The 23,552-nt window shown below is 73.3% G+C and carries 24 protein-coding genes and 1 pseudogene; 4 read left to right on the top strand and 21 right to left on the bottom strand.

Going from position 1 to position 23,552, the window contains the following annotated elements:
• Window positions 1-4 precede the first annotated feature (4 nt).
• The 17 genes from J7346_RS07890 to J7346_RS15000 form a co-directional block, all read right to left on the bottom strand.
• Window positions 5-682 carry an LPD7 domain-containing protein gene (locus J7346_RS07890; RefSeq protein ID WP_209119363.1) on the bottom strand — a complete coding sequence of 226 codons (678 nt, stop codon included), beginning with the start codon at window positions 680-682 and terminating at the stop codon, window positions 5-7.
• Window positions 679-2,541, bottom strand: a complete 1,863-nt coding sequence (locus tag J7346_RS07885) for a type IV secretory system conjugative DNA transfer family protein (RefSeq protein WP_209119362.1) — start codon at window positions 2,539-2,541, stop codon at window positions 679-681. The genes J7346_RS07890 and J7346_RS07885 overlap by 4 nt, the downstream gene beginning before the upstream one ends.
• Complete coding sequence (gene virB11, locus J7346_RS07880; RefSeq protein WP_209119361.1) at window positions 2,507-3,514, bottom strand: P-type DNA transfer ATPase VirB11; 1,008 nt, start codon at window positions 3,512-3,514, stop codon at window positions 2,507-2,509. The genes J7346_RS07885 and virB11 overlap by 35 nt, the downstream gene beginning before the upstream one ends.
• Complete coding sequence (gene virB10, locus J7346_RS07875) at window positions 3,514-4,632, bottom strand: type IV secretion system protein VirB10 (protein ID WP_209119360.1); 1,119 nt, start codon at window positions 4,630-4,632, stop codon at window positions 3,514-3,516. The genes virB11 and virB10 overlap by 1 nt, the downstream gene beginning before the upstream one ends.
• Window positions 4,629-5,456: a TrbG/VirB9 family P-type conjugative transfer protein gene (locus J7346_RS07870; RefSeq protein ID WP_209119359.1), complete on the bottom strand. Its 828-nt coding sequence runs from the start codon at window positions 5,454-5,456 to the stop codon at window positions 4,629-4,631. The genes virB10 and J7346_RS07870 overlap by 4 nt, the downstream gene beginning before the upstream one ends.
• A complete protein-coding gene (locus tag J7346_RS07865; protein ID WP_209119358.1) occupies window positions 5,453-6,136 on the bottom strand; it encodes a virB8 family protein in 684 nt (227 codons plus the stop codon). The genes J7346_RS07870 and J7346_RS07865 overlap by 4 nt, the downstream gene beginning before the upstream one ends.
• A complete protein-coding gene (locus J7346_RS07860) occupies window positions 6,133-6,357 on the bottom strand; it encodes a hypothetical protein (protein WP_209119357.1) in 225 nt (74 codons plus the stop codon). Before J7346_RS07860 ends, J7346_RS07865 begins: the two co-directional genes overlap by 4 nt.
• Window positions 6,357-7,280: a type IV secretion system protein gene (locus J7346_RS07855; RefSeq protein ID WP_209119356.1), complete on the bottom strand. Its 924-nt coding sequence runs from the start codon at window positions 7,278-7,280 to the stop codon at window positions 6,357-6,359. Before J7346_RS07855 ends, J7346_RS07860 begins: the two co-directional genes overlap by 1 nt.
• Window positions 7,281-7,291: 11 nt before the next feature.
• A complete protein-coding gene (locus J7346_RS07850; RefSeq protein ID WP_209119355.1) occupies window positions 7,292-7,504 on the bottom strand; it encodes a hypothetical protein in 213 nt (70 codons plus the stop codon).
• On the bottom strand, window positions 7,501-8,226 hold the full coding sequence (locus tag J7346_RS07845; protein WP_209119354.1) for a type IV secretion system protein: 726 nt from the start codon (window positions 8,224-8,226) through the stop codon (window positions 7,501-7,503). The genes J7346_RS07850 and J7346_RS07845 overlap by 4 nt, the downstream gene beginning before the upstream one ends.
• Window positions 8,223-10,598: a VirB4 family type IV secretion/conjugal transfer ATPase gene (locus J7346_RS07840; RefSeq protein WP_209119353.1), complete on the bottom strand. Its 2,376-nt coding sequence runs from the start codon at window positions 10,596-10,598 to the stop codon at window positions 8,223-8,225. Before J7346_RS07840 ends, J7346_RS07845 begins: the two co-directional genes overlap by 4 nt.
• Window positions 10,591-10,926, bottom strand: coding sequence for a type IV secretion system protein VirB3 (locus tag J7346_RS07835; protein WP_209119352.1), 336 nt, complete (start codon window positions 10,924-10,926; stop codon window positions 10,591-10,593). Before J7346_RS07835 ends, J7346_RS07840 begins: the two co-directional genes overlap by 8 nt.
• Entirely contained in the window at window positions 10,919-11,092 is a 174-nt protein-coding gene (locus J7346_RS07830; RefSeq protein ID WP_209119351.1) for a hypothetical protein, read from the bottom strand. The genes J7346_RS07835 and J7346_RS07830 overlap by 8 nt, the downstream gene beginning before the upstream one ends.
• Entirely contained in the window at window positions 11,092-11,394 is a 303-nt protein-coding gene (locus tag J7346_RS07825) for a TrbC/VirB2 family protein (RefSeq protein ID WP_209119350.1), read from the bottom strand. The genes J7346_RS07830 and J7346_RS07825 overlap by 1 nt, the downstream gene beginning before the upstream one ends.
• Window positions 11,391-12,026, bottom strand: coding sequence for a lytic transglycosylase domain-containing protein (locus tag J7346_RS07820; RefSeq protein WP_209119349.1), 636 nt, complete (start codon window positions 12,024-12,026; stop codon window positions 11,391-11,393). The genes J7346_RS07825 and J7346_RS07820 overlap by 4 nt, the downstream gene beginning before the upstream one ends.
• A gap of 63 nt (window positions 12,027-12,089) precedes the next feature.
• A complete protein-coding gene (locus J7346_RS07815; protein ID WP_245157734.1) occupies window positions 12,090-12,272 on the bottom strand; it encodes a helix-turn-helix transcriptional regulator in 183 nt (60 codons plus the stop codon).
• On the bottom strand, window positions 12,194-12,925 hold the full coding sequence (locus J7346_RS15000; protein WP_245157742.1) for a helix-turn-helix transcriptional regulator: 732 nt from the start codon (window positions 12,923-12,925) through the stop codon (window positions 12,194-12,196). Before J7346_RS15000 ends, J7346_RS07815 begins: the two co-directional genes overlap by 79 nt.
• A gap of 89 nt (window positions 12,926-13,014) precedes the next feature.
• On the opposite strand from J7346_RS15000, the gene J7346_RS07805 reads away from it, so the two are divergent.
• From J7346_RS07805 to J7346_RS14995, 4 genes and pseudogenes are all read left to right on the top strand, one after another.
• Window positions 13,015-13,818 carry a GntR family transcriptional regulator gene (locus J7346_RS07805; protein ID WP_209119346.1) on the top strand — a complete coding sequence of 268 codons (804 nt, stop codon included), beginning with the start codon at window positions 13,015-13,017 and terminating at the stop codon, window positions 13,816-13,818.
• Window positions 13,819-13,888: 70 nt separating this feature from the next.
• Window positions 13,889-14,116: a hypothetical protein gene (locus J7346_RS07800; protein ID WP_209119345.1), complete on the top strand. Its 228-nt coding sequence runs from the start codon at window positions 13,889-13,891 to the stop codon at window positions 14,114-14,116.
• Between the two features lie 56 nt (window positions 14,117-14,172).
• Window positions 14,173-14,802 carry a lasso peptide biosynthesis B2 protein gene (locus tag J7346_RS07795; protein WP_209119344.1) on the top strand — a complete coding sequence of 210 codons (630 nt, stop codon included), beginning with the start codon at window positions 14,173-14,175 and terminating at the stop codon, window positions 14,800-14,802.
• Window positions 14,803-15,468: 666 nt separating this feature from the next.
• Window positions 15,469-16,101: pseudogene (locus J7346_RS14995) on the top strand (asparagine synthase-related protein); the annotation flags it as partial.
• 30 nt (window positions 16,102-16,131) lie between these two features.
• On the opposite strand, the gene J7346_RS07790 reads toward J7346_RS14995, so the two are convergent.
• The 4 genes from J7346_RS07790 to J7346_RS07775 form a co-directional block, all read right to left on the bottom strand.
• Window positions 16,132-18,585 (bottom strand): prolyl oligopeptidase family serine peptidase, encoded by a 2,454-nt coding sequence (locus tag J7346_RS07790; protein ID WP_209119343.1) that lies wholly within the window; start codon window positions 18,583-18,585, stop codon window positions 16,132-16,134.
• Window positions 18,585-21,551: a TonB-dependent receptor gene (locus tag J7346_RS07785; protein WP_209119342.1), complete on the bottom strand. Its 2,967-nt coding sequence runs from the start codon at window positions 21,549-21,551 to the stop codon at window positions 18,585-18,587. Before J7346_RS07785 ends, J7346_RS07790 begins: the two co-directional genes overlap by 1 nt.
• 86 nt (window positions 21,552-21,637) lie before the next feature.
• Window positions 21,638-22,627, bottom strand: coding sequence for a FecR domain-containing protein (locus J7346_RS07780; RefSeq protein ID WP_245157726.1), 990 nt, complete (start codon window positions 22,625-22,627; stop codon window positions 21,638-21,640).
• Window positions 22,628-22,634: 7 nt separating this feature from the next.
• Window positions 22,635-23,123 carry an RNA polymerase sigma factor gene (locus J7346_RS07775; protein ID WP_209119341.1) on the bottom strand — a complete coding sequence of 163 codons (489 nt, stop codon included), beginning with the start codon at window positions 23,121-23,123 and terminating at the stop codon, window positions 22,635-22,637.
• Window positions 23,124-23,552 lie beyond the last annotated feature (429 nt).

The following is a 23,552-nucleotide window of genomic DNA, read 5'->3' as shown; positions in this document are numbered from 1 at the left end:
GCGCCTACCGGTCGCGTTCGCGGCGCCGATCGGCGTCGATCCGGATCGGGCCCGGTGGTCCAGGGCGCGTCCGCACCGGCGCGGCGCGCTCCAGATGCGCCGCGGCGCGGCTCCAGGCTCGCGCGAGCAGGCGCGCCCGAGCCTCCGGATTAGCGATCAGACCGCGGACGACGACGGCGGCGCGCCGCAGGCGGTCCTCCAGATCGGCCGCGCGCCGGGGCTCCTGGCCGTCGCGGGCGCGCGCGGTCTCCCGGTCCGGGGTCCGGGCGGGCTGGCCGGCGGCCTGCCGGTCGCGCTCGCTTGGCCGGTGGCCCTTCACGGTGATGTCCAGGGCCTGGGCTTGGACCCAGACCTCGCGCTTGAAGGCGGCGTCGCCCTGCACCCGGACCTCCGTCCAGCCGCGATGGCGGGCGATCTTCAGCATGTCGGCGACCACATCGGGATAGGCTGTCGCGGCGACGAGGGCGCGACCGGCGTCCCGGAACGCCGGCTCGGCGGCGCGATGGTCGCGGAAGAAGCGCTCGGCGCGCCCGCGCCCGTCGTGCTCGATCAGATAGCGGTCGAGGAGCGAGGGCGGCAAATCGCCCTTGAGCCGCGACATGGCAGCCGGCTGGCCCGAGGGCGCCAGCCGGTTCGGGGCGGGCTCGGCCTGGGGTTGGTCGAGACGGGACGGCGGCCTCATGGTTCGCGCTCCTGCGGGACGGGCGCAGCGGCCGCGTCGATCATCCGGTCCAGCCAGTCGCCGACCTCCTGCTCGCTGGCGCCGGCCTGCGGCGGCGGCACGCCTTCCTCGGCGAAGGCGCGGACGATGGCGTCGAACTCCAGCGGCGGCGATGCGTCGTCCTCACCAGGCGCGACCCCAGCGCTCTCGGCCGGCCCGGCTGGCGATAGGCACGGGGCGATCGGGATCGCCGGCGGGGGGCGCTGGCGGTCGGTGAAGACCCGCTCGCGCCAGTAGACGATCTTGCGCCCGCGGGTCGGCGGCAGGCCAGCCTTGAGGACGATCAGGGCGTCGGCGGGCAGCTGCATCAGCTCCTGGGGCAGCATCAACGGCCGGCGCTGGTCCGAGGCTGTGGTGCTGCGCCGGCCGGGGCTGAGGCCGGTCGGCCGGCTGCGGCTGCGGGCGCTGTAGGTGTAGGACCCGAGCCGCTCGCTGAGCTCCTGGGCGACCTTCAGTTCCTTGGGCGCGAAGACCACTTCGACGCCGCAGTTGGTCAGGATCTCCTCGGTGACGTCCGGCCCGTAGAGGGCGCGCAGCTGCGAGGGGCTCTGGATCACCGGCAGCAGCCGCAGGCCGTAGCCGGCCACGAACGAGAAGGCGTGGGCCAGCACGGGCGCAGGGCCCAGCCGGGCGAACTCGTCGAGCAGCACCAGCACCGGACGGTCGCCGGGGCCGGGCAGGGCGCGGCTGCTGAGGTCAATCAGCTGCTGGAACAGCAGGCTGTAGAGCGGCGCCACCCGCTGCATGTTATCCGGGGTGGCGCCCAGATAGAGCGAGACCCCGCCCCGGCGCAGGGCGCGCAGGTCGAAGTCGCTGGCGGCTGTGGCGGCGTCGACCGCCGGGTTCAGCCACAGGCCCATCCGCGTGGTGATCGTCTGGCGAACCGAAGCGAAGGTGTTTTCGCTGGATGCGCAGAAGTCGGTGAGGGCAGCGGCGCAGGGCCCCGACAGCGGCCGGCCCTCGCACCGGCGCGCCGCGATCAGGGCCGGGAAGCGGGCGCGCGGATCGCCCCGAGTCAGCTGGCGGAAGATCTCGCCGAGCGTGAAGGGCCGGTCCGGGGTTTCGGCGACATAGGCGCCGACGCCGATGAAGCCGACGCGGGCCGCCTCCGCCCAGAACGGATCGGCATGGTCGTGGCCGGGGAACAGCATCACCGCCATCCGCTGCAGTTCGTCGAGGACCGCGCCGGGGTCGGCGCGATCGACATGGCCGAGGGGATTGAAGCGGGCCGTGCGGCCGTCGCGCGCCAGCGGGTCGAACAGCAGCACCGTCTGGCCCGCGGTGGCGCGGAAGCCGGCGGTGGCGGCGAAATTCTCGCGCTTGATGTCGAGCACCACCACCGAGCCCGGCCAGGCCAGCAGGTTGGGGATGACCACGCCGACACCCTTGCCGGTGCGGGTCGGCGCGTAGAGCATCACATGGTCGGGGCCGCCCGAGATCAGCAGCTCGCCGCCGGCGCGGCCGAGCAGGACGCCTTCGCGGGCCCGCAGACCGGCCGTCCGCTGCTCGCCCGGCGTCGACCAGCGGGCGGCGCCGTGCAGGGGGCGGCGACGGTTGAGGATGACGGCAACCGCGACGACCAGCAGCAGCAGGCCGTGGGCGCTGGCGGCGACGCTCAGCCAGCGCCGCACCTGCGGGTCCTCGCGGTAGTACCAGAACCAGGCCGGGGCGCGGGTCAGGTCGACGTCCGCCTCCAGGCGGCCAAGGCCGGCGAGGGCGACCAGCGCTGTGCCGACCGCGGCGGCCGCCAGCAGCGCCAGCAGGGCGGCGGCGATCAGGGCGGCCCTAGCCGCCGGGCTGACGCTTTCGAGCCGGCTCATGCCAGACCTCCGTCAGCCGGAAGACGCCGTCGACCTTCTTCATCTGGACCACCACGTCGATCAGCAGGTGCAGCAGGGCGCGGATGTCGTCGCGCGGCAGGTCGCGGCCGCCTTCGGACTCGCGCACCAGCAGGGTCAGCTGCTCAAAGGCGAGGGCGGCGGAATCGGCGTGCACCGTGGTGATCGAGCCGGGATGGCCGGAGTTGACGTTGCGCAGGTAGAAGAAGGCGGTCCCGTCGCGTAGCTCCTGCAGCAGGATGCGGTCGGGCCGCATGCGCAGGGCGCTTTCCAGCAGCGCCTTGGCGGTGACCTTGGCCAGGCCCTGGCCGTCCTTGGAATAGATCAGGTGGACGACGTTGCGATGCGGCACGACGAGTTCGCGGGTGTCCTCGATGGTCAGCAGCCGCTCCTGGTCGGGGATTAGCGCCACCAGGGCCTTGGCGAAGGTGGTCTTGCCCGAGCCGGTCGCGCCCGAGATCAGGATGTTGCGCCGGGCCTTGACCGCCAGGTCGAAGAAGCCGGCCCAGTCCGCCGCCTCGCGCCGGCGGACCAACTCGGCGTCGGTCCCGTCCTGGTCGCCGCTCCGCGCCGAGGCCACCCGGTCGAACAGGCCGGCGGCCTGGAAGTCGGCCAGCCCCAGCTGACGCCGCGAGGGCTTGCGGATGGTCAGGGAGACCGCGCCGGCCGGGGTCGCCGGCGGCAGGACGATCTGACAACGCTCGTCGCCCGGCAGGACGGTGGAGCAGATCGGCCGCTCCTCGCCGACGTCCTGTTTGGTGAAGGCCGCCGCCGCGGTGGCCAGGGTGCGCAGCCAGGCCTCGGTGAGCTGCGGCGCCTCGTGCCAGACCCAGCGGCCGGCGTGCTCGACCCCGACCTCGCCGGGCCGGTTGATGACCACCTCGGTGACGTCGTCTGGCTCGAGGAAGGCGCGGATCGGGGCCACGTAGTGGTCGAGCACGGCGGTGTCGTCCATCAGCGGGCCCGCAGCCGGTAGACGCGTGAGAAGTCGAGGTCCTGGGCCACGAAGATCGACACCTCCGCCCCCTGCGCCTTGCGCAGGGTCGGCGGGATGCCGACCGACGCCTGCAGGGCGACGCCGGCGGCGTCGGAGGGCAGGCGGGTGGTCCCGGCCGGGCCGTCCTCGCCGACGGCGGCGTGGACGCCGTCGTCGACGACCGAGAGCAGCAGGGCGCCCCCGAAGCGCTGCCAGAAGTGGGTGTCGACCTCGCCGTCGAACCCGGCCCGGCCAAGGGCGTCGGCCGCCGGCGAGGCCAGGGTGACGGTGACGCCGGTCGGGGTCACCGCCCGGGTCCACAGCACAAAGAGGCGGCTGCGGCCCCGCTGCAGGCCGCCGCGGTATTCGCCCAGCACCCGGGTGCCGCGCTCCATCAGCACCACGGCGCCGTTGTCGGAATAGATGTCCTTGGGGACGACGCAGCTGACGTAGCCCGGCGTCGAGCTGTCCATCGCCGTCTGCAGCACGCAGGGCAGGGCGGCGCCGGCGACCAGCAACAGGTTGCGGTCGGGCAGCCGGCCGGCTTGCGCCCGGCCGATCGGGCCGGCCTGACGCAGGGCGTCGAGCGGGGTCGGCGATGCGGCCGGCGGCGACGCGAGGGCCGCCGCCGGTCCAGTGAGCGTCGGCGCCGACAGGGCCGGGCGGCTGTAGGCCAGCACCGGCGCCCGCTGGGCGCTTTCCAGCAGGGTGCGGCGCGGATCGGCCGGTGCGGGGCCGGGCCCGGCGGTGCGGGGCTCCAGGGCCGGAACCTCGGGGCCGGGCTCGCCGCCGAGGCCGGGGGCGAGCGGGTCGGTCGCCGCGTCGGCCAGCCGCGGCGGGGGCTCGCGGCGCGCCGGTTCGAACGGGACCAACTGGCGGGCCGGCGCATCGGGCTCGGCCGGCGGCTTGGCGGCGCCGTCGCGGTCCCAGGTGGCCAAGAGGAAGACGCCGCAGCCGGCGGCCAAGGCCGCCAGGCTGATCCAGCGCCGCTGACCGCCGAAGCGGCCGGCGATCGGCGAGATCGCCCGGTCCGCCTCCGCCGGGGCGGTTCTGACCGGGCCGTCGTCGGCCGGGGGTCTGGGGTCTTCGACGGTCATGGGCGGCCTCCCGCGGGCGCGCGCTCGACCTGGGGCGAGGCGGTGGCGGTCTCGCCGCCGACGCCCCTTGGGTCGAACGCCTCGTTGTAGATGCACAGCACCTGGCGGCCGCGGCGAAGGCGCAGGCCGCGCTCGACGCCGTGGATGACCACGTAGTCGCCGCGCACGTCGAACGGGACCAGCCGCTCGCTGCCGTTCTCGGCGACGGCGAAGATGGCCGGCACGGCCTGGCCGCCGGGGAAGCGCAGCACCGTGAACCGCCCGTTGTCCGAGACCTCGCTGGGCTGCAGGTCGGCCGAGCCCTGGACGGAATAGGCCAGGTTGCGCGGGCCTTCCAGCGCGCCCTGCTGTAGGGCGAGGCCGACCAGCCGGGTCTCGACGGCGGCGGCCGCGGTTTCCACCGCCCGCAGGGCCCGCGCCTGGTCGTCGGCCGGGTAGCGGAAGCGGATCTGATAGGCGGGCGTCCGGCCGCGGGCCTCGCCGGCGGCGAGCTCGAAGGCGTAGTGGCGGGCCTGACCGCCGCGGTCGGTGACCACCAGCAGGTTGGTGGCCTGGTGCCGCTCGCGGGGCTTGAGGAACAGCACCGAGCCCTCGGCGGCGACCTCCCAGGCGACGCTGTCGCCGACCGCCACATGGCGGATGGTCTCGTCGGGGGCGAACACCACCTGGGTGGCGGTGCGATAGGCGCCGGTGATCCGGTAGATGCCGTCCGGGTCATAGTCGACGATGCGGATGCGCGGGTCGGCCGAGTCCTCCGCCAAGGCGGCGGCAGGCACGGCCAGGAGGGTCAGGGCGATGGCGAGGGCGGTCGACAGGCGGTTCATCGGATGACCTCCGGATCGGCGCGGTACGAGGTGACCTGGAAACCGAGCGGGTTGCGCAGGCGGTCGGCCTCGGACATCGGGGCGCGGGTGTAGGTGAAGGCGATGGTGGCGATCCAGTCGCTCTCGACGACCTGCTGCGCCCGCCGCACGGTGCGATGGAAGCGGACGTTGGCGACGCCGTCGTTGATGAAGCCGATCGCCCGGATGTTGACGATCGCCTCGGCGTCGGGGCCGTAGAGGTTCTGCGGGCTGTCCGGATTGGAGCCGCGGTAGAGGTCGGCCCAGCGCCGTTGCTCGGCGCCGCCCGACAGGACCGAGACCAGGCGGAAGCTGTCCTCGGCGGCGGCGTCGAGATAGCCCTCGCGGGCCCGCACATACTGGGCGAGGAAGAATTTGCTGATCGCCTCGTCATAGGTCGCCGGGCCGTCGCCCGGACCGAGGCCGCGCACCACGTCGACGGCGCCGGTCGCCTGGTCGACGCGGATCACGAACGGTTCGGTGGTCTTCAGCGGCGTCAGCTCCGCCACGGCGCTGACGGAAATCGCAGCCAGGGCCGCCGCCGTCGCGGCCGCCGCCCAGGCCAGTCGGCGCGAGCGCAGGGCTTCGGCCAGGCGGTCCTGGTCCCAGCGCCGGGCCTCGGCGAAATAGGCCTTCAGATCGGGGGCGGGCACGCCGGTCATGCGCAGCCTCCGCCGAGCGAGGCCGAGGGTGGGGGTGCGGGCGCGGGCGCGGGCGGCTGCGGCTGGGCCGGCGCCGGGGCGGGGACGAGCGTCGAGCCGTGCGGGTTGGCCGGGCGGCGATGACGGCCGTCGCAGACCCGGGCGTCGTCGCGACCGAGGCTGGCGCAGCCGGCGAGGACCGTGGCGGCGGCGGCGAGGATGAGCAGGCGGGGGATGGTCATCAGCGGGCTCCCGTGGGTCGAATGGATCCGCCGCCGCGCGGCGGCTGGCGGCCGGCCTCCTGCGGTCCGACGGCGCGGCCGGAGCCGCTGGTCCCCAGCGCGGCGGCGTTGGCGAAGTCGGCTAGGCCGGCGCTGGCCCCGCCGGCGATGCCGGCGGCGATGGCCGGGGTCTGCAGGAAGAAGATCGCGCCGAGCAGGCACAGGGCGATGAAGATCAGGCCGCCGATCATAGGGTCGCCGCCCTCGATCGCCCCCCACTGGTCGCGCACCAGCGACAGCACCAGCTGGAAGATGACGATGATCAGGGCGAACAGGATCAGGTAGTTCACCGCCTGGCTCAGCCAGCCGAAGAAGAAGCGGCGGGTGGCGTCGAACAGGGCGCAGGCGATGAAGATCGGTCCGAGCGTGACCAGCAGGGCCAGGGCCAGCTTGGCGACCAGCACCACCCCGAAGCCGAGCGCGGCGGCCAGGGCGCCGATGATGAACACTGCCGCCGAGACGACGTAGGGGGCCGGATTGAAGGCGGAGGCGTCGCGGCTGATCTTCTCGCCGAGGTAGGCGGCATAGGCGAAGAACTGGTCGAAGGCCGCGCCGACGCTGGGCGTCCCGGCCCCGCTGATCGCCTCGGTCAGGGCGTTGGGCAGGTCGGTGAACAGCGGCCGGGTGACGAAGTCGCCGTAGGCGGCGGTGGTGGCCAAGAGGTAGATGAACACCAGCTTGATGCCGCGGATCGCGAAATCCATGATCGGTTCGCTGATCGCGCCGCGGAAAATGGCGTAGCCGTAGAGCACGATGTAGAGGACCAGGGCCACACGCAGCGGGCCTTCCACCTGGGCGATGACCGAGGCCAGCCGGTCGCCGAGGAAGTCGTTCAGCCGGGCGTCGATGAAGTCGTAGCTCGGCTCGAAGACCCGGAACTGCATCGCCGCCTCCTTCAGAAGGCCCGCCGGTAGGCGGCCATGCGCTCGCGGCGGCGGGCTTCGGCGAGGCCCGCCCGCGCCGCCGCGCAGTCGCCGCGGCGCTCGCCGGCGTCGCAGGCGGCCACGGTCGCGCGGGCGGCGACCGGGTCGGCGGCGAAGGCGTCGGCCGTGCGCGGGGCGGGCGAGCAGGCGCCCAGGAGCAGGACGGCGAGCGGGAGGGCTCTCACTTGAAGGCCCGCTCGTAGACGCTCATCCGCGCCGCCCGGGCCGCCTCGGCCCGTTCGCGGGCCCGTTGCTCCTCCAGGCGCGCCTCGGCGGCCTGCATCAGGGCCAGGCCCTGCAGCCGCACCTGTTCGTTCTGGATCAACGCCTGTTCGGCGGCCAGGCGGGCGTCGAGGTCCATCACCGCCCGGGCGTTGGGGGCCTCATCCAGCGCCCGGCGCAGGGTCTCCAGGCCCTCGAGCCGGGCGTCGGCGGCCTGGCCGATCGCTTCGCCGACCGCGAGGTCGCGGGCCGTGCGCAGGCCCGAGCGCTCGAGACTGTCGCGGTAGTAGGCCTCGGCCGGGCCGGCTTCGCCGGCCGGCGGCGTGTAGAGCCGGGTCTCGCGGCGGATGGCCTCGGCCCGCCCGGCCAGGGCGCCGAGCGCCGACAGGTCGCCGTCGGCGGCGGCCCGCAGGGCGGTCATGTCCGGCAGGGGGTTGCGGACCTCCGGCAAGCCCAGCCTGCCGGCCAGGGCGTTGACGTCCGACAGGTCGTTGAGGCTGTCGTACAGCTTCTCGCCCTGTTCGATCTGGGCCTTGAGGGCCTCCAGCTGTTCCAGGGCGGTGCGCGCGTCCTCGATCATTCGGGCGTAGGCCATCGGGTCATAGACGATCTCCTGGGCCTGGGCCGGGACGCCGGCCAGAACGATCAGGGCGGCGCCGGCGGCGCCGAGCAGTCGGGTCTTCATGGAAACCTCCTTTGGGCATGGAAGGGGTCGCGCCAGCGCGCGTAGTCGTCGCCGTGTTCGGCGCGCAGGCGGTCGAGCAGGGCCACGGTCTCGCTGCGGCCCGAGAGGATGGCCAACTCGTCGTCGAGGCCTGTCAGGTCGAGCTCGACCACGACGCTGTCGTGGCCCTGCTTGACCAGGAAGCGATGCGACTCCGGGGTCAGGACATCGCGGATCAACCGGAACTCTTCGCCGGTCAGGCCGAAGCCCTCGACGTAGTCGCGCGCCTGGCCGTGCGGGTTGGGCAGGAAGATCTTGGTGGCGCACTGTTCGAGGATGGCGTGGGCGATCGGCGAGCGCAGGGCATCGGCCGGCGACTGGGTGCCGAACACCATCAGGGCGTTCTGCTTGCGCCAGGTCTTCAGCCCGTCCTGGGCCAGGTCGGTGAAGGCCGGATCACCGAGCGCCTTCCAGAACTCGTCGATGTCCAGCACCAGCCGGCGGCCGTCGACCCGCTCGGCGATGCGGTGGAACAGATAGAGCATCACCGGGGTGCGGATTTCGGCGTGGTCGAGCACCTGGGTCAGGTCGAAGCCGGCGAAGCGGGTGTCCAGCGACAGGGCGTCGTCCTCGTTGTCGAGCACCCAGCCGAGCGGGCCCTCCCGGGTCCAGCGCTCCAGCCGCGCCCCGATCCCGCCGCCGTCGGCCTGACCGAGCACGCTGCGCAGGGCGGTCAGCGAGCGGCGCTCGCGCGGCAGGGCTTCGAGCGCCGCCACGCCGGCGTCGATGGCGCGGGCCTGGATGACGGTCAGGGGCTCGCCGTCGTGGGCCACCAGGGCCCGCACCAGCCCGACCAGGAAGGCGCGATTGCCGGGGCTGGGCGGCAGGGCCTTGAACGGCGCGAAACCGGTCGGCTCGCCGTTGCGCAGGGTCAGATAGGTCCCGCCGCAGGCGCGTACGAAGAGCTCGGCGCCGCGGTCCTTGTCGACGAACAGCTGCTGGGCGCCGAGCCGCTCGAGCTGGGCGAGCATGAAGCTCTGCACCACCGTCTTGCCCGAACCCGAGGGGCCGCAGATGAAGGTGTGGCCGAGGTCCCCGACGTGGAAGTTGAACCAGAACGGCGAGCCGGCCGTGGTGCGCAGCAGGGCGACCGCCGGGCCCCAGTGATTGCCGCGGGCCTGGCCGACCGGATGGGCGTGGAACGGGGCCAGGGCGGCGAAGTTGCGCGAGGTGATGGCCGCCGGCCGGGTGCGTCGGGCGAACGCTCCCGGGAACTGCGCCCAGAAGGCCGCTTCCAGGCCGAGGTCCTCGCGCGCCACCACCAGGCCGGAATCGGCCAGGAGGGCGCGGGCCTTCGAGAGGTGATCGGCCAGGTCCCCGGGCGCGGCCCCGTAGACCAGCACCGAGGCCTGGTGCTCGCCCATCACGAAGCGGTTGCTGACCAGGTCGTCCAGCGCGTCGGAGAGGCCGGCGATCTGCGAGGCGGCCCGGTCGCGCGCCGAGACCATCTGGTTCTGCTTGCGCTCCATCACCGCCCGGGCCGAGGCCTTGGATAGGAAGGCGAAGGACTGGCTGATCACGAACGGGAAGGGCGCGCTGAGCAGGGCGTCCCACAGGCCCGGGCGGGTCGAGGCCGGATACTCCTTGACCGCCAGGACGCCGGCGTAGCGGGCGTCGCCGACGTCGCGCAGCTCCAGGCTCTCGCGGCCGAAGATCGCCCGCACCGTATAGAGGGCCGAGCCCAGGTGGCCGCGGACGATGGGCACGCGACCCGGACGGCCGGTGAGGACCAGCCGCATGGCCTCCATCGGTTCGGAGAACCACAGGCCGCCGCGCGCATAGAGGCCGAGCGGCCGGGGCGCGTAGCGGGCGAGGTATTGGGCCAGGTCCCGGCCGGCCTCGTGCAGCCGCTTGACCGCCTCGGCCTCGATCTCGAGGCCGCCGCGCCGGGCCGCCTTCAGCCGCCCCATCATCGCCGCGGCGCGCTCGCTGCTCGCCCGGCCCGGGTGCAGGACCAGGGTGACGAACAGCTCGTTGACGAACATCCGCCGGCCGGCGAGCCGGGCCTCGTAGGCGGCGTTCAGGTCGCGGGCGAAGGCGGAGCGGAAGCCGGTCGCCGGCTCGGCCGCCACCTCGCGCCGGACGATGTGATGCCACACCGCCAGGCGGTCGTCGGCGAGGTTGCGCCAGGTCTGGTTCAGCTTGACGTGCCAGTCGTTCAGATCGCGCGCGTCCGCCGTCTCGAAGGCGGCCCCGGCGAGCTGGAAGCTCAGCATCAGGGCGCCGCTGTCCAGCGCCACCACCTGGTCGTCGACATGGCGCGCGAACGGCAGGTTGGCGCGGACGTCCGCCTCGCGCCGCAGCCGGGCCGGGGAGACGCTCGCCTCAGCCACGGGCCAGCTCCCCGATGCGGTAGCGGCGGACCAGGGGCAGGGGCGTGGGCGAGGAGCCGCCCCACAGGCCGCCGTTGCGGGCCCGCCCCTTGGTGTCGACGAAGACCAGCAGCAGCCGGAAGGCGTTGTGGTCGACCTTGCAGATGGCGCGGAAGACCAGGTGGAGGACGGGGGCGACCAGCAGGTAGAGCAGGCTGCCGCCGACCAGGAACACCAGCCCCGAGACGATGACGTTGACGCCCATCGCCTCCATCGGCACGCCCAGCACCATGGCCGGTCGGGTGCAGGCCAGGAACAGCGGGTCCTCGATCAGACGCTCCTCAGTCATGGGCGGCGTCCAGCAGCAGGGGCAGCGTCCAGGCCGCCAGGCCGAGCGCGCCGGCGGCGACGGCCTGGGCGAAGCGCTGCGGGGAGATCAGCCGCAGGGCCAGCATCAGGCTCAGGGCGCCCAGCAGGACGGCGGCGGTGACGAGGAGCCAGGTCAGGGCGGTCATCAGCCGCCCCCGGTGATCAGGTTGACGATCTCGGCGGCGCCGAAGACGACGATGATGCCGAGGATGACGATGGCCGCGCGGCGCAGGTCGAACAGGCCGAACATCCACAGGATGCCGACCACCACCACCGCCAGCACCGCCAGCAGGCGGGCGGTGTTGCCGGTCAGCATGTCGACGACGTTCTGCAGCAGGCCCTCGACATTGGCCTGGGCGAAGGCCGGCTCGGAGACGATCGCGAGGCTGGCGAGGGCGATGGCGCCGGCGGCGCCGGCGCGGCGCGCGCGGGAGACGCGGACGGTCATGGGAGGACTCTCCAGGGTTCGGACGGGACCGGGGCGAAGACGACGGTCGGATTGAGCCGGGCGCGGGCGAACACGTCCCAGGCCGGCGGCGGAGGCGGCTCAGGGAGGGGCGGTGCGGGCGGCGGCTCCGGCGAGGGACCGGGCGCCGCGAGGGCGAGACGGACGGCGGCGCGTTCGACGCGGGCCACATAGCCGTTGCGCAGGCCGCGCTCGGGATGGCCGGTGTTGTAGCGGGACAGCGCCGCCCGGAGCGCGACCTGGCGGTCGGCGGGGCTGGCCGAGGCGGGACGATATCCCGCCTGCAGCACCCGCCCGGCGGCGGTCAGGTTGCGGCAGGGGTCGAAGGCGTCCTCGACCGACAGCCCGAGCCAGCCGAGATTGGCGCTGTTGATCTGGGCGAGGCCGAGGTCGAGGTTGGCGCCGCGGGCGATGAGGGCGCGCGCCGCCCGGGCCGCCTCGGCCGGATCGCGGGGTCGGCGGGCCGGCCGCGGTCCCCGATTGACGCCGATGGCGAGCGGGTCGAACCGGCTCTCCGCATAGGCGACGGCGGCGAGGGTCTGCGGCGCCACCTGCGGCGCGCAGGCCTGGGCGAGGCTGAGGATGAGGCCGAGGTCCAGCAAGGCGAACTCCATGTCTGGCGTTCAGCAAACCGATCCCGACCCGCTCGCGCGACCCGCCAGCGGCCCGTGGGGAATCTACGGTAGGAAGCTTCGGGCCTCCGGCGCGGCGCGCGCCTCGAGCGCCAGCCGGGCCACCGCCTGGACCCTGGTGCGCACGCCGAGCGTCCGGCAGGCCAGCATCAGATGTTCGTCGACGGTGCGGGGAGACAGGCCGAGGTGTTCGCCGATCCCCGCCGAGGTGAGGCCCCGGGCGGCCAGCCGCAGGCAATCGCGCTGTCGTTCGGAGAGACTATCGAGGTCGCCGGGGGACTCCTGGCGGTTACTGTACGCGTACTGTGCCATCGGGCCGAAGCAAACCGGACGCGGCCGCTCCGCCGCCAGTCCGTAATGAGCCCGTCGGCCGTCCACGGTGTGCCGTCACCGGTGGGGCCATCCCCGTCACCGTTCGCCGGCGACACCAGGCGGCGCAGCCGTTGCTCGAGCCAGGCGTCGGCGGCGCTGTCGCGGCGCACCGACTGCACCGCCAGTTCCTTCAGGGCCTTGGTGAAGGTGTTGATGATGGTCCGGGCGTCGAGCTCGGTGATGGCGTCGCCGACCTCCTCGTCGAACTCCTGGACGGCGACGGTGAAGATGGTCATCAGCTTGTTGTCGGCGCAGCGCAGGGCGAAGGCCGGCGAGCCCAGCGCCAGGGCGGCCATGATGGCGTGCGGGTCGCTGTCGGTGACCTCGGCGAAGCGATGCACCCGCTCGAGATTGATGCGGCCGCCGCCGGCTTCGAAGTGCTCGTAGGACCGCAGCGCCATGTTCATCCCGCGCGCCACGTCGGCCGACTTCATCCGGCGATGGGCGCGGATCAGGCGCAGGGCCGCGGACAGGGTTTCGCTCTGGGATTGGCGGTCGGCGCGCTCCATGACCTCGACTTCACTCCTGCCGGCTGGGGCCGCCGAGACTACCGTTCTCGCACCCCTACTGGTTGAAAAATGCGGCGCCGGAGCCTCAAATGAAAGATGGCAAAGAAACGGTGTCGAAAACCTTGCGGCATGACGCAAAGAACCTGCGGATACATCGCGAAAGCTTGCGTAACGGCGTCCTATACCGCATTCCCTCGGGGCCCGACCCGCCGCGGGCCAGGTCCGGCGCGACAGTCGCGTCCTCCCGCCCTCATGCCCCGCGGCCGGGAGCGGGCGGGATGAAGGATCGCGATCCCTACCACAGCGCCCTCAACGCCCTGGCAGGTTTCGCCGCGGCGGGCCGCTTCGGCTGGGGCGAACCGCTCGTCGCCACCGCCCTGGCCGAGGAACTGCGCCTCAGCCCCACGCCGGTGCGCGAAGCGCTGGCCCGGCTGGCCGGGGAAGGGGTCATCGAGCATCGGCCGGGCCGCGGATATTTTGCGCCAAGCCCGACGGCGTCCGACATCGCCGATCTCTACGAATTGCACCGCCGCCTGACCCACTGGGCGCTGGACGTCGCGCCGGCGGCTGCCTCGCGCCCTGCGGAGGCGCCGTCGCCGCCCGATCTGCGCCTCGAAATCCTCTATGCGACGATCGCGGCCGCCGCCGGCGTCGACATCCTGACCCGCGCCCACCGCCGGGTCATGCTTCAGCTCCGCCCTATCCGGGCGTTCGAGAGGGAGGTTCGGCCCGCCGACATCGAACAGATCACCCGGCAAGAGCGGCTGCTGGCGACGGGCCGTGTCGCCGAATTGCGGGCCGAGGTCGACGCCTATCATGACGGTCGGCGGCTGGCCGCGCCGGCGGTGTTCGCAGTCATGAGGCGGTCGGGTCAAAGTATAGAGCGAATATAGTTTGAAAATAGGCTCATGCGCGCGCCGACTGCGCGGGCGGGCATCCCGTCCCGTGCAAGGAGGTTCCATCATGAACACCCAGACCACGCCGCGCCTCATCGGGCTCGGCTCCGCCCGGCGCAACACCCGCGCCGATTCCCACACCGGCGACATGGAGCTGATCCCGGTCCGTCTCTATGAGCCGACCGGCGTCCGCGCCGACGTCGTCCGGCTGGGCTCGGCCGAGCAGGCCACCCGCGCCGACTCGCCCACCGGCGATTTCGAGCTGATCCCGGTGCGGCTCTGGCAGCAGGGCTGAAGGCCAGGGCGCCGGCTGCGGCCGGCGCCCACCGCCTCCCGGCCGGACCCTCGCCGATGACCCGCCACCTCAAACCGGACGTCCACGCCGTCGCCATCGGGGCCGACCTGGCGGTGCTCGACATCGCCGGCGACGCCTACCTTTGCCTGCCCGGCGGCGCGGCGGCCCTGACCGCCGCAGGCGGGATCGCGCCCGGGCCGATGGCCGAGGCGCTGGGCGAGGCCGGGCTGCTGGCGGCCGAGCCGCCGCCCGCGACCCGGACGCCGCCGCCGTCGGCCGCAAGATCGATCATCCATGAGCCCCTGGCCGAGCCGGCGGGACCGCGGGCGCTGCTCGCCGCCGCCGGCGTCGTCGCCGATATCCGTCGGGCGCGGGCGGGGCAGGGGATCGCCCCCTATCTGGCTCTCGCCGAGGCCCGGAGCGACCTGTCGCGTGATCCCGACGCGGTGCTGGCGGCGGCGCGGCTGTTCTGGAAGATCAGCCCCTGGCTCCCGGTCGAAGGCGAATGCCTGCCGCGGTCGGCCATGCTGATCGCCTTCCTGCGCCGCCGCGGTCTGGCCGCCGACTGGGTGTTCGGCGTGCGCCTCTGGCCGTTCAACGCCCATTGCTGGGTCCAGGCCGGCGACGTCTGTCTCAACGACGATGTCGAGCGGCTCTGGGCCTATACGCCGATCTACTGCCGATGAAGGTCCCCGGTCCCGCCGACAACGGCTATCTGGTGATCGACCGGCGGCGCACCGGCGAGGACGACCGACGCGCGCTCGACCGGGTCCTGGCCGCCCTCGAGCGGGAGGGCTGGCGGTCGTTTGGTCCGATCGAGGAAATCCAAGTCCTGCTCGCGCCGCGGGCCCGCTACGCCGTCCGCCAGGTCGGCCGCCAGCACCTCCTGATCGGCGACTGGCGGGGGACCGATGGCTTCCTGTCGACGGTGATCTCGCGCAGCGCCGGCCCGGCCGACCTGGCCCGGGGCGCCGTCGCCTCGGGTTGGGGCCGATACATCCTGGTCTGGCGGGACGACGAGGGACGCCTCGCCCTGCTGCGTGATCCCAGCGGCGCCCTGGACTGCGTCTGGTGGCGCCATGGCGGGGCGGTGATCGCCGCCCGCGAGCCGCCGCGCCTGGTCGACGCCCTGCTGCCGGCCGACCTCGCCATCGACTGGCCGGTGCTCGGCGAGATCGCCAGGACGCCGGAACTGCTCGGCGACCGGCTGGCCCTGCGCGGCCTGACCGCCGTCAATCCGGGCGCGGTCAGCGTCATCGGCGAGGCGGCGGAGACCGCGGCCGTCTGGCGGCCCACGGACTTCTGCCGGGCCGGGCGTCGATGTGGCCTACGACATCGAGGTGTCCGGGCGGATGCGCCGAGGGCGGGCGACCGGATTGCTCACCGGCCAGGGCGGCGACGCGGTGTTCTTCCAGGCGCCCAACCCCGCCGTAGTCGTCGACCGCCGCCGCCGGGAGGGCCTGGCCGGGGTGTCGCCGGCCTTCATCGCCGCCGTGGCGCGCTGGACCCGGCACTCGGCCTGGACGGTGCTTGGCTACGCCCTCGGCGGCCCGTCGGGCGAGCGGGCCGACGCCGGGACGCGCCGCCATCCGTGGCTGGAGGAGGTCGACGACCTGCCGCCGGCCAAGGCCGGGCAACTGCGGCAGTTCGTCAACGCCCAGCTGTTCTGGGGCGACTGCCTGCGCGCCCGCGCGGGCGACCTCTTGCACCCCTTCCTCAGCCAGCCGGTGGCCGAGCACTGCCTGGCCATTCCGGCCGACCGGCTGATCGCCGGGGTGCGGGACCGGGGCCTGGCCCGGCAGGCCTTCGCCACGCGCCTGCCGCCGATGATCGTCGAGCGCCGCAGCAAGGGCGACCTCAGCCATTTCTACGGCCAGGTGACGCGCGCCAGCCTGCCGACCCTGACGCCGCTGCTGCTCGACGGGCTTCAGGCCGCCCACGGCCTGCTGGACCGCAAGGCGCTCGAGGCCGAACTGACGGAGGCGCGCCTGATCTGGAGCCCCGGCTACAACCGGCTACTGGTCGGCGCCGTGCTGGAGGTCTGGGCCCGGCGCTGGCAGGCGCGGATCGCCGACATCCGCCGGGCGCACATGGCGATCGAGCCAATCCAGGATGCGGGCGTGCAGGTCACGCAGGTTGGCCGGGCTGACGAAGACATGACCCTCGCCGGCGTAGGTGACCAGCGCCGCCTCCCGGCCGAGCCGGTAGAGGACGCCGAACAGCACGTCGGCGCCGGCGGGATCGAGGTCGCCCTCGATGAGCAGCGTCGGCGTGCGGATCCTGCTGGCGAGGTATAGCGGGCTGCCCGCGACATAGGCCTGGGGCTGGTCGGGCAGCGAGGCCCCGATCGCGCCCTGGCCGGTCTCGGCCCAGCCGACCAGGGCGTTGATCGGCACGCCATCGTCGGGCGAGACCAGGAAGTGGGGCGGCAGGGCGTAGACTCGCGACAGGTCGGCGTAGCCGGCCGCCGCCGCCACCGCCCGGAACCGGTCGCTCTGGGAGGCGGCCAGCAGCACCCCGTAGCCGCCGTAGCTGTGACCGACGAGGCCGACCCGGGTCGGGTCGATGGGGGCCTGGAGGGCGGCGGCGTCGACGATCGCCCCGATCCGGTCGGCCAGGTCGTCCAACCTGGGACCGGCGCCGGCGGGCTTGGGCAGGCTCGGCACGAGGACGGCGTAGCCGGCGGCGGCCAGCACCGACGGATTGATGTGCAGACGCTCGCCGCCGGGGCGCAGCCAGGCCGGGGCGGCGGCGTAGGCCGCGCCGGGATAGACGATCACGACCACCGGAAGCCTGTCGCCCGGCGCGGCGCCGGGCGGCAGCAGCAGCCAGCTGGTCAGGGCCTGGCCCTCGGGGCCCGTATGGGCGATGGGCGTGATCGTCCCCCAGGCCAGGGCGTCGAAGGCGGCGTTGACGGTGGCCAACTCGCGCGCGCCGTCCAGCGCGTGCAGGCGCAGGGCGGTCGATCCGCCCGGGGTTCGCCGCTGGGCGATCAGAAAGTCCCGCGTCGGGCTGACGGCGACCAGGGTTTCGTCGGCCGACAGCGGCGCGGGGCAGCTCGGCGCCGCGGGAACCGCCGGCCGGGTCACGCAGCCGTCCGGACCGACCAGGCCGCGCCGGCCCCGCTGGACGCCGTCCGGGTTCCAGCCCTGCCGGCTGCCGCCGTCCGCCGCCCGTTCGCGGTCCCACAGCCGGCCCGGCAGGACGGGCAGGGTCGGGTCGGCGACGAAGGAGTGCAGGCCGGCGGCGCGCTCGATCCAGGTGCGTCCGGCGACCTCGACCAGGGTCTCGCGCGGCTCGAGGACCGGGACCGAGACGGACCCGGGGGCGGCGCGAAGCCAGACCCTGCGGCCCGCGGCGGTGCGGACCTGCGCCACCGGCCGCCCCGCGCTCCAGCCAGCGCGGGCGATGGGGATCCGGCCGACCTCGGCGTCGAGCCAGGGGCGGGCCTCGCCCAGCCGGAGGGGTTCGGCCGACCCGCGGCGATCGAGGATCCAGAAGCGGCCCTCGCCCCAGAGGGACCCGGCGTCGCGGGCGAAGGCGATCAGCCGGCGGGAATCCGGCGACCAGGACAGCAGGTGCGAGAGGAAGTCCTGATCGGGCAGGGGCTCGACGGCCGCGCCCCGGTCGAGATCGATGAGCAGCAGGCGTCGCCGCCGGCTCGGCGTGCCGACATCGACCGGCGTCTCTCCGCCCGCCTGCAGGTCCTCGGCGTTGAGCAGGGCCGCGACGGCGCCGCCGTCCGGCGAGAGCTCCAGGTCGAACAGCTCGCCGCGCGCCAGCACCCGCTCCTCGCCGCCGGCGAGGTCGTAGAGGACCAGCCGCGGCGCGGTCGACCGTTCGCGGCTGTCGCGGGCCGGGCCGCTGGGAATGACCACGGCGGACGGTGCGTGGCCGGCGGCGAAGGCCCGCCACAGCCCCGTCTTGCGCGCCTCGGTCTGGGCGCCGAGGCGATACACCAGCGGCAGGTCGCCGTCCGGACGGGCGATGGCCACCAGCTGCGTCTCCGAACGCCAGGCGACGGTGCGGCCCAACTCGGTGAACTCCGGGGTCAGCGGCAGCCAGCGCACCTCGCCGGTGGCCAGGGTCATGACCCCCAGGGTGCGGGCGGTCTCGCGCAGGCGGACGACCAGCATCAGCTCGCCGCTGGGCGAGAAGGGCCCGGAGACGTAGCCGTTGGCGTGGCCCGGGTCCTCCAGTCGGCGCACCAGGTCGCCGGCCGGCGTATGCACCTCCAGCCCGCTGAGCAGATGCGGGGTCATCAGCCCGAAGCGGTAGGTGGCCGCCGCCGACCAGGCGGCCCGGCGCTCGACCACGATCCAGCGCCCGTTCGGGCTGATCCGCACCGACCCGAGGCTCTCCTGGTCCAGCAGGGCCTCGAGGATGACCGGCGCCGGCGCCTGGCCCATGACCGGTCCGGCCGTCGCCAGCAGCGCGACGGCCAGGCCGCAACCCACTATCCGGCGCATCACCAGGCCCGGGTCAGCTGCAGCGAGATGAAGCGGCCGATGACGTTGGTGTTGGCCGCGTCGTAACCGATGCCCTCGGGGGCGTTGTAGAAGGGCGGGTCGCGGTCGAAGGCGTTCTGGACGTTGAGGGCGATGGTCGTGCCCTGCAGCGGGCCGGACTGCGGCTCATAGCGGACTTGCAGGTCGAGGGTGGCCCAGGGGTCGATCCGGGCGCCGGCCAGGTCTTCGTAGCCATCGACATAGTTGACCGAGGAGGACAGGCCCCAGTCGCCGCGCGACCAGGCCAGCGTGCCCCGGCCGCGCAGCCCGACCGGATAGTTGGGGCGGTTGCGCAGGGAGACGGCCGCCGACTTGGGCGTGGCCTGGCTGTCGAACCGGCCGAGATAGGAGAAGGCCAGGTTCAGGTCGAAGGCGTTGGCCCCGACCTCGAAATCGTAGCCGGCGCTGACGTCCACCCCCTCGACCTCGACGCGGGCGGTGTTGACGTAGCGGGCGTCGACGATCGCCCCGTAGGAGGTCGCCGGAAAGGCGTCGGCGAAGCCGGTGGTCGGCAGGTCGAGGATGGCCTGGAGGGCGGCCCGGTCATCGGCGTTGTTGAGTGGATCGACCAGCCGCACGAACGGCGACAGGGCGGGGTCGGTCAGGGCGATGAGGATGTTCTCGAAGGTCGGCTGGCCGATGCGGTTGTCGAAGTCGGTGCGGAACCAGTTGGCGCTGAGACGCAGGCCGTCGACGGAGGCGGGCCGGTACTCCGCCCCCAGGGTCCAGGTGTCGGCCTGTTCCGGCTCCAGGTCCGGGTTGCCGCCGTAGAGGATCATCGACAGGACCTGCTGCGAGCCGCGCGGCAGGAAGGTCGGGCTGGCCCGCGCCGCGTCGTTGAGCTCGCGCAGGGCCGGCGCCCGGTAGGAGGCGCCGTAGTTGGCGCGCAGGGTCAGCTCTCCGGTCGGGCCCCAGACGACGCCGATCTTGGGACTGGTCGTCTGGCCGATGTCCTCATAGTCCTCGAACCGGGCCGCCATCGAAAGCTCGAGCCGCTCGAAGCCGGGCCGGCGGTTGTCGGCCCCGAACAGCGGGATGCGCAGCTCGCCGAATACGGCTGCCACCCGCCGGCTCGAGTCCGTGGGGACGCCGGTGGTGGGCGTCACCCCCGAGGTGAAGCTGTCGTTGCGGCGCCAGAAGGTCTCCTCGCGAAAGGAGAGCCCGGCGGCGAGCCGGAGCGGGCCGCCGGGCAGGGTGAGCACGGTCCCGTCGACCTGCAGGTTGGCCGAGGCGACGCCGGTTTCGCTCAGGGTCGCGGTGCGGCCAGAGCTGATGAAGTCGAGCACCGCCGCCGGGCTGCCGCCGCCGTCGCCGAACGGGTTGAAATAGCCGTCGCGCGCGGCGCTGAACGGGGTGGCGGGGTTGTCGGCCACGGCGCCCAGGGCCTCGCGCAGGAAGGTCGAGTTCAGCGTGCCGCGGGTGCGGTTCTCGCCCGCCTCCGAGGCGTAGGCGATGTAGGCGTCAAGCCGCCAGTCGTCGAAGAGGTCAACCTTGACCCCGACCGAGGCGCCGAAGCTCTCCGCCTCGCCGGTGATCTCGGGGTTCGGCAGGTCGTTCTCGAAGGAATAGGCGATGGTGTGCGAACTCGCCCCCGTCGGAGACACGAACCAGGGATTGCCGCCGTTGACCGTCAGCAGGATGGCCAGCGGCGTCGAGACAGTTTCGTACTCGCGCAGGCCGTAGCGGGCGTCGGCGGTGAGCACGACCCGCGATCCCAGGTCCTGCCGCAGCGCCGCGAACAGGCTGTGCCGGGTTTGCCGCGGCAGGACGTTCATGCCGAGCCGCTGGTTGCTCAGATTGGTCTGGCCGGCGAGGAAGTCGCCGGGCTCCAGGTCCGTCCCGTCCTGGCCGGCGGGGATGGCGTAGGCCGAGACGTAGCCGCCGCTGACGGGATCGAAGACGACGATGTTGCCGGGGCTGGCGTAGTTGAGCCGCCGGTCCGAGCCGCCGCGCCATCGTAGGTCCGCGTCCCCGGCCAGGCGCCGTTCCGACACGGGCAGGGCGCCGCGCTCGTAGAATTCGTAGGTTCCCAGCAGGCCGCCGGATGACCAGCGCCGGCCGAAGGTCTGGCCGAACTGGTATTCGTCGCTGGCCCCGTCGGCGGTCTGGCCGAGCCGGACCCGGGTCTCGGCGCCCTCGTAGTCGTCGCGCAGGATGATGTTGACGACCCCGCCGACCGCGTCGGCGCCGTACAGGGCCGAGGCCCCGTCCAGCAGCACGTCGATGCGCTTGATGGCGCTGGTCGGCAGGGTCGAGACGTCGGCGAAGTCGCCCATGGCCCCGGTGCCGGCCATGCGGCGGCCGTTGATCAGCACCAGGGTGGCGTCGCTGCCCAGGCCCCGCAGATTGACGCCCGAGGCGAAGGTGCCGTTGGTGGCGCTGCGGTCGGCGCCGTTCTGTAGCGCGCCTTCGTTGGCCGTGCCGCCGAAATTTTGCGGCAGGGCCGCGAGCGCCTGGGCCACGGTCGCGTAGCCGCTGCGATCAATGTCCTCGCGCGTGACCATGACGACCGGGGAGGGGCCGTCGGCCACCCCCCGGATCAGGCTGCCGGTCACCACCACCTCGTCCAGCGTGGTGGGCTCGGGCTCCGGCGCGCCGGCCTCGGCCCGCGCGGCCGGGTCGTAGACGACGAAGACGTTCGGCCGGCTGCGGCGCCAGGCGAGGCCCGAGTCCTTCAGCACCGCGGCCAGGGCCGCTTCGGGGGTGTGGGTCCCGTTCAGCCCAGGAGACCGGCGCCCGGCGACGAGGGCGGCGGGGTAGAGGATCTGCAGACCGCTCTGCCGGGCGAAGGCGGGCAAAGCCTGGTCCAACGGGCCGGGCGCGATCTCGTAGCGCCGCGCGGCCTCCTGGGCGGCCTGTGCGAAGGCGGGCGGCGCCGAGGCCAAAAGCAACGCGGCCAGCGCGGATGAACTGAAACCGTTACGCATGGTCTTCCCCCTGTTTTCTACCCGTCGTCATGCGGGATGGGGAAGAGACGACCGGGCGCGCGAGGCCCCCTAAGTCCGTATGCGATTTATTTTGCGGCGCTGTCCGAGAGGACGATGGTCCCGTCCGCCGAGCGGGTCGCCCGCAGAGGATAGAGATCGGTCAGGGCAGCCACGAAGCCGTCGACGTCGCCGGTGTTGAAGACGCCGCTCACCCGAATGGCCGCGAACTCGGTCGCCTCCAGTTCGATCGGGCGCGGACTGTAGCGGTTTACCTCGGCGACGGCCTCGCCGATCGGCGTCTCCCGGAAAGTCAGGCGGCCGCTGGCCCAGCTGGTCGCGGTCGGCACGTCGACGGCGGCGACCGCCGGGCGCGGCGCGGCGGTCAGGACCTGCTGTCCCGGCGCCAGCGACCAGGCGCGGTCGGACCCTTGTCCGTCCCGCACGGCGACGCGACCCTCGATGAGGACGACCCGGGCGCCTGAGCCGACACGGCGTACGTCGAAGCGCGTTCCCAGCGCCGTCACCCGGGTGTCGCCGGCGGTGACCACGAACGGCCGGTCCGCGTCGCCCTCGACGTCGAAGAGGGCCTGGCCCTCGACCAGCGCGACCGATCGCCGGTCGCGGCCGAGGCGCACCTCGACCTTCGAAGCGGTGTCGAGCGTGATCCGCGAGCCGTCGTCGAGCCGCACCGTGCGCTGCTCGCCGATCGCGGTGTCGTACGAGGTTGGTCGGGACAGGCTCCAGACCCCCAGGCCGACGACCAGGACGGCGACCAGGGCGCCGGCCGCGCCCAGCGGCTTGAGGACGTCCGAGAACAGCGCCCGCGCGCGGGCGGGCGCAGAAGCGGCGTCCCTGGCCTGTCTGGTCAGGGCGGCGATCTCCGGATCGTCGGCCAGGGTCTCGGTCGCCTCCCACACCGGCTGCATGCGGTCGTAGGCCTCGGCGTTCCCGGGAACGCGCCGCCAGGCGCTGAAGGCCTTGATATCGGCGGCCGAGACCTTGCGCTGGTTCAGGCGTGCGAACCAGGAAGCGGTCTCCTTGCGTCGGATGTCGGCGTCCTCGTCGACCGTCATCATGTCCCGCCTAAACGTCCAGCCGCGACGCGCAATGTTCGAGCGCCTTCGACATCCGCCACTCGACGGTCTTGACGCTGATCCCTCGCGCGCGGGCGATCTCCGGGTAAGTCATACCGCCAAAGCGGTTCAACACGAAGATGTCGCGGTAGAGCGGCGGCATCGTCAGGACGATCTGCTTGAGCAGGACCTGGTCGAGCTGCGAGGCGGCCTCGCCTTCGGCCGCCGGTTGCTCGTCGAGGACCCTGGCGCGGCGCGCCTGCCGGCGACGGTCGTCCCGCACGAGGTTCAGCGCGACCCGCAGCAGGAACGCCTTGGGGTGGCGGATGCTCTCGCCGTCATAGGGAGCGATCCGCAGATAGGTCTCCTGGACCATGTCGGCCGCCTCGTCCGGCCCGAGCCGACTCCGCAGACGCCCGTCGAGCCAGGCCGCATAGCGGCGAAACAGGCTGTCCAGCCTGTCCGCTGCCCCCGCCTCCAGCTCCTTGGCGTTGCTCACCACGCTCCTCCGGCCACAAGGGCGAGGCCGGAATCCGCAGGCGCGACAGCTCAGCCGATCAGTGCCGCGCGACGCACGGGCTCGGCCGCTGGACAAGCGACGACCGCGCGGGCGCGGGTCGTTGGGTTTTGATATCGCACAGGGGATTCCAAGCCCCTATCGGCGCGAACGCCGACTCGACGACCATGAATCAAATGGAATCAACACGCAAGGCGGAGGGGTCGGGCGTTGGAATCCTCTGCGATCGAGAGGCCCGCTACTTCGCCGCGGAGCGCCGCCTCCGCCATTGGCGAACCCCGGCTCCAGCCCCGCGCCTATCTCACGGCGCCCGACCGGGACCGTTTAGGCGCCGGCGGGACCGGCCGCAAGCGATGCCGCCCACACGAACGGATGTCCCAATCCAAGGCCGCAAGAAAGTCGCGGATAGCC

Source organism: Brevundimonas sp. A19_0, from assembly GCF_017744255.1.
In the GTDB taxonomy this organism is placed as follows: domain Bacteria; phylum Pseudomonadota; class Alphaproteobacteria; order Caulobacterales; family Caulobacteraceae; genus Brevundimonas.
Note: the sequence above shows the minus strand (reverse complement) of the source record. Positions and strands in the feature narration are given on the sequence as shown.

Coding starts and splice junctions, on each gene's coding strand:
- J7346_RS07890 (WP_209119363.1), bottom strand. CDS start 682: ATGAGGCCGCCGTCCCGTCTCGACCAACCCCAGGCCGAGCCCGCCCCG.
- J7346_RS07885 (WP_209119362.1), bottom strand. CDS start 2,541: ATGAGCCGGCTCGAAAGCGTCAGCCCGGCGGCTAGGGCCGCCCTGATC.
- virB11 (WP_209119361.1), bottom strand. CDS start 3,514: ATGGACGACACCGCCGTGCTCGACCACTACGTGGCCCCGATCCGCGCC.
- virB10 (WP_209119360.1), bottom strand. CDS start 4,632: ATGACCGTCGAAGACCCCAGACCCCCGGCCGACGACGGCCCGGTCAGA.
- J7346_RS07870 (WP_209119359.1), bottom strand. CDS start 5,456: ATGAACCGCCTGTCGACCGCCCTCGCCATCGCCCTGACCCTCCTGGCC.
- J7346_RS07865 (WP_209119358.1), bottom strand. CDS start 6,136: ATGACCGGCGTGCCCGCCCCCGATCTGAAGGCCTATTTCGCCGAGGCC.
- J7346_RS07860 (WP_209119357.1), bottom strand. CDS start 6,357: ATGACCATCCCCCGCCTGCTCATCCTCGCCGCCGCCGCCACGGTCCTC.
- J7346_RS07855 (WP_209119356.1), bottom strand. CDS start 7,280: ATGCAGTTCCGGGTCTTCGAGCCGAGCTACGACTTCATCGACGCCCGG.
- J7346_RS07845 (WP_209119354.1), bottom strand. CDS start 8,226: ATGAAGACCCGACTGCTCGGCGCCGCCGGCGCCGCCCTGATCGTTCTG.
- J7346_RS07835 (WP_209119352.1), bottom strand. CDS start 10,926: ATGACTGAGGAGCGTCTGATCGAGGACCCGCTGTTCCTGGCCTGCACC.
- J7346_RS07830 (WP_209119351.1), bottom strand. CDS start 11,092: ATGACCGCCCTGACCTGGCTCCTCGTCACCGCCGCCGTCCTGCTGGGC.
- J7346_RS07825 (WP_209119350.1), bottom strand. CDS start 11,394: ATGACCGTCCGCGTCTCCCGCGCGCGCCGCGCCGGCGCCGCCGGCGCC.
- J7346_RS07820 (WP_209119349.1), bottom strand. CDS start 12,026: ATGGAGTTCGCCTTGCTGGACCTCGGCCTCATCCTCAGCCTCGCCCAG.
- J7346_RS15000 (WP_245157742.1), bottom strand. CDS start 12,925: ATGGAGCGCGCCGACCGCCAATCCCAGAGCGAAACCCTGTCCGCGGCC.
- J7346_RS07805 (WP_209119346.1), top strand. CDS start 13,015: ATGAAAGATGGCAAAGAAACGGTGTCGAAAACCTTGCGGCATGACGCA.
- J7346_RS07800 (WP_209119345.1), top strand. CDS start 13,889: ATGAACACCCAGACCACGCCGCGCCTCATCGGGCTCGGCTCCGCCCGG.
- J7346_RS07795 (WP_209119344.1), top strand. CDS start 14,173: ATGACCCGCCACCTCAAACCGGACGTCCACGCCGTCGCCATCGGGGCC.
- J7346_RS07790 (WP_209119343.1), bottom strand. CDS start 18,585: ATGCGCCGGATAGTGGGTTGCGGCCTGGCCGTCGCGCTGCTGGCGACG.
- J7346_RS07785 (WP_209119342.1), bottom strand. CDS start 21,551: ATGCGTAACGGTTTCAGTTCATCCGCGCTGGCCGCGTTGCTTTTGGCC.
- J7346_RS07780 (WP_245157726.1), bottom strand. CDS start 22,627: ATGATGACGGTCGACGAGGACGCCGACATCCGACGCAAGGAGACCGCT.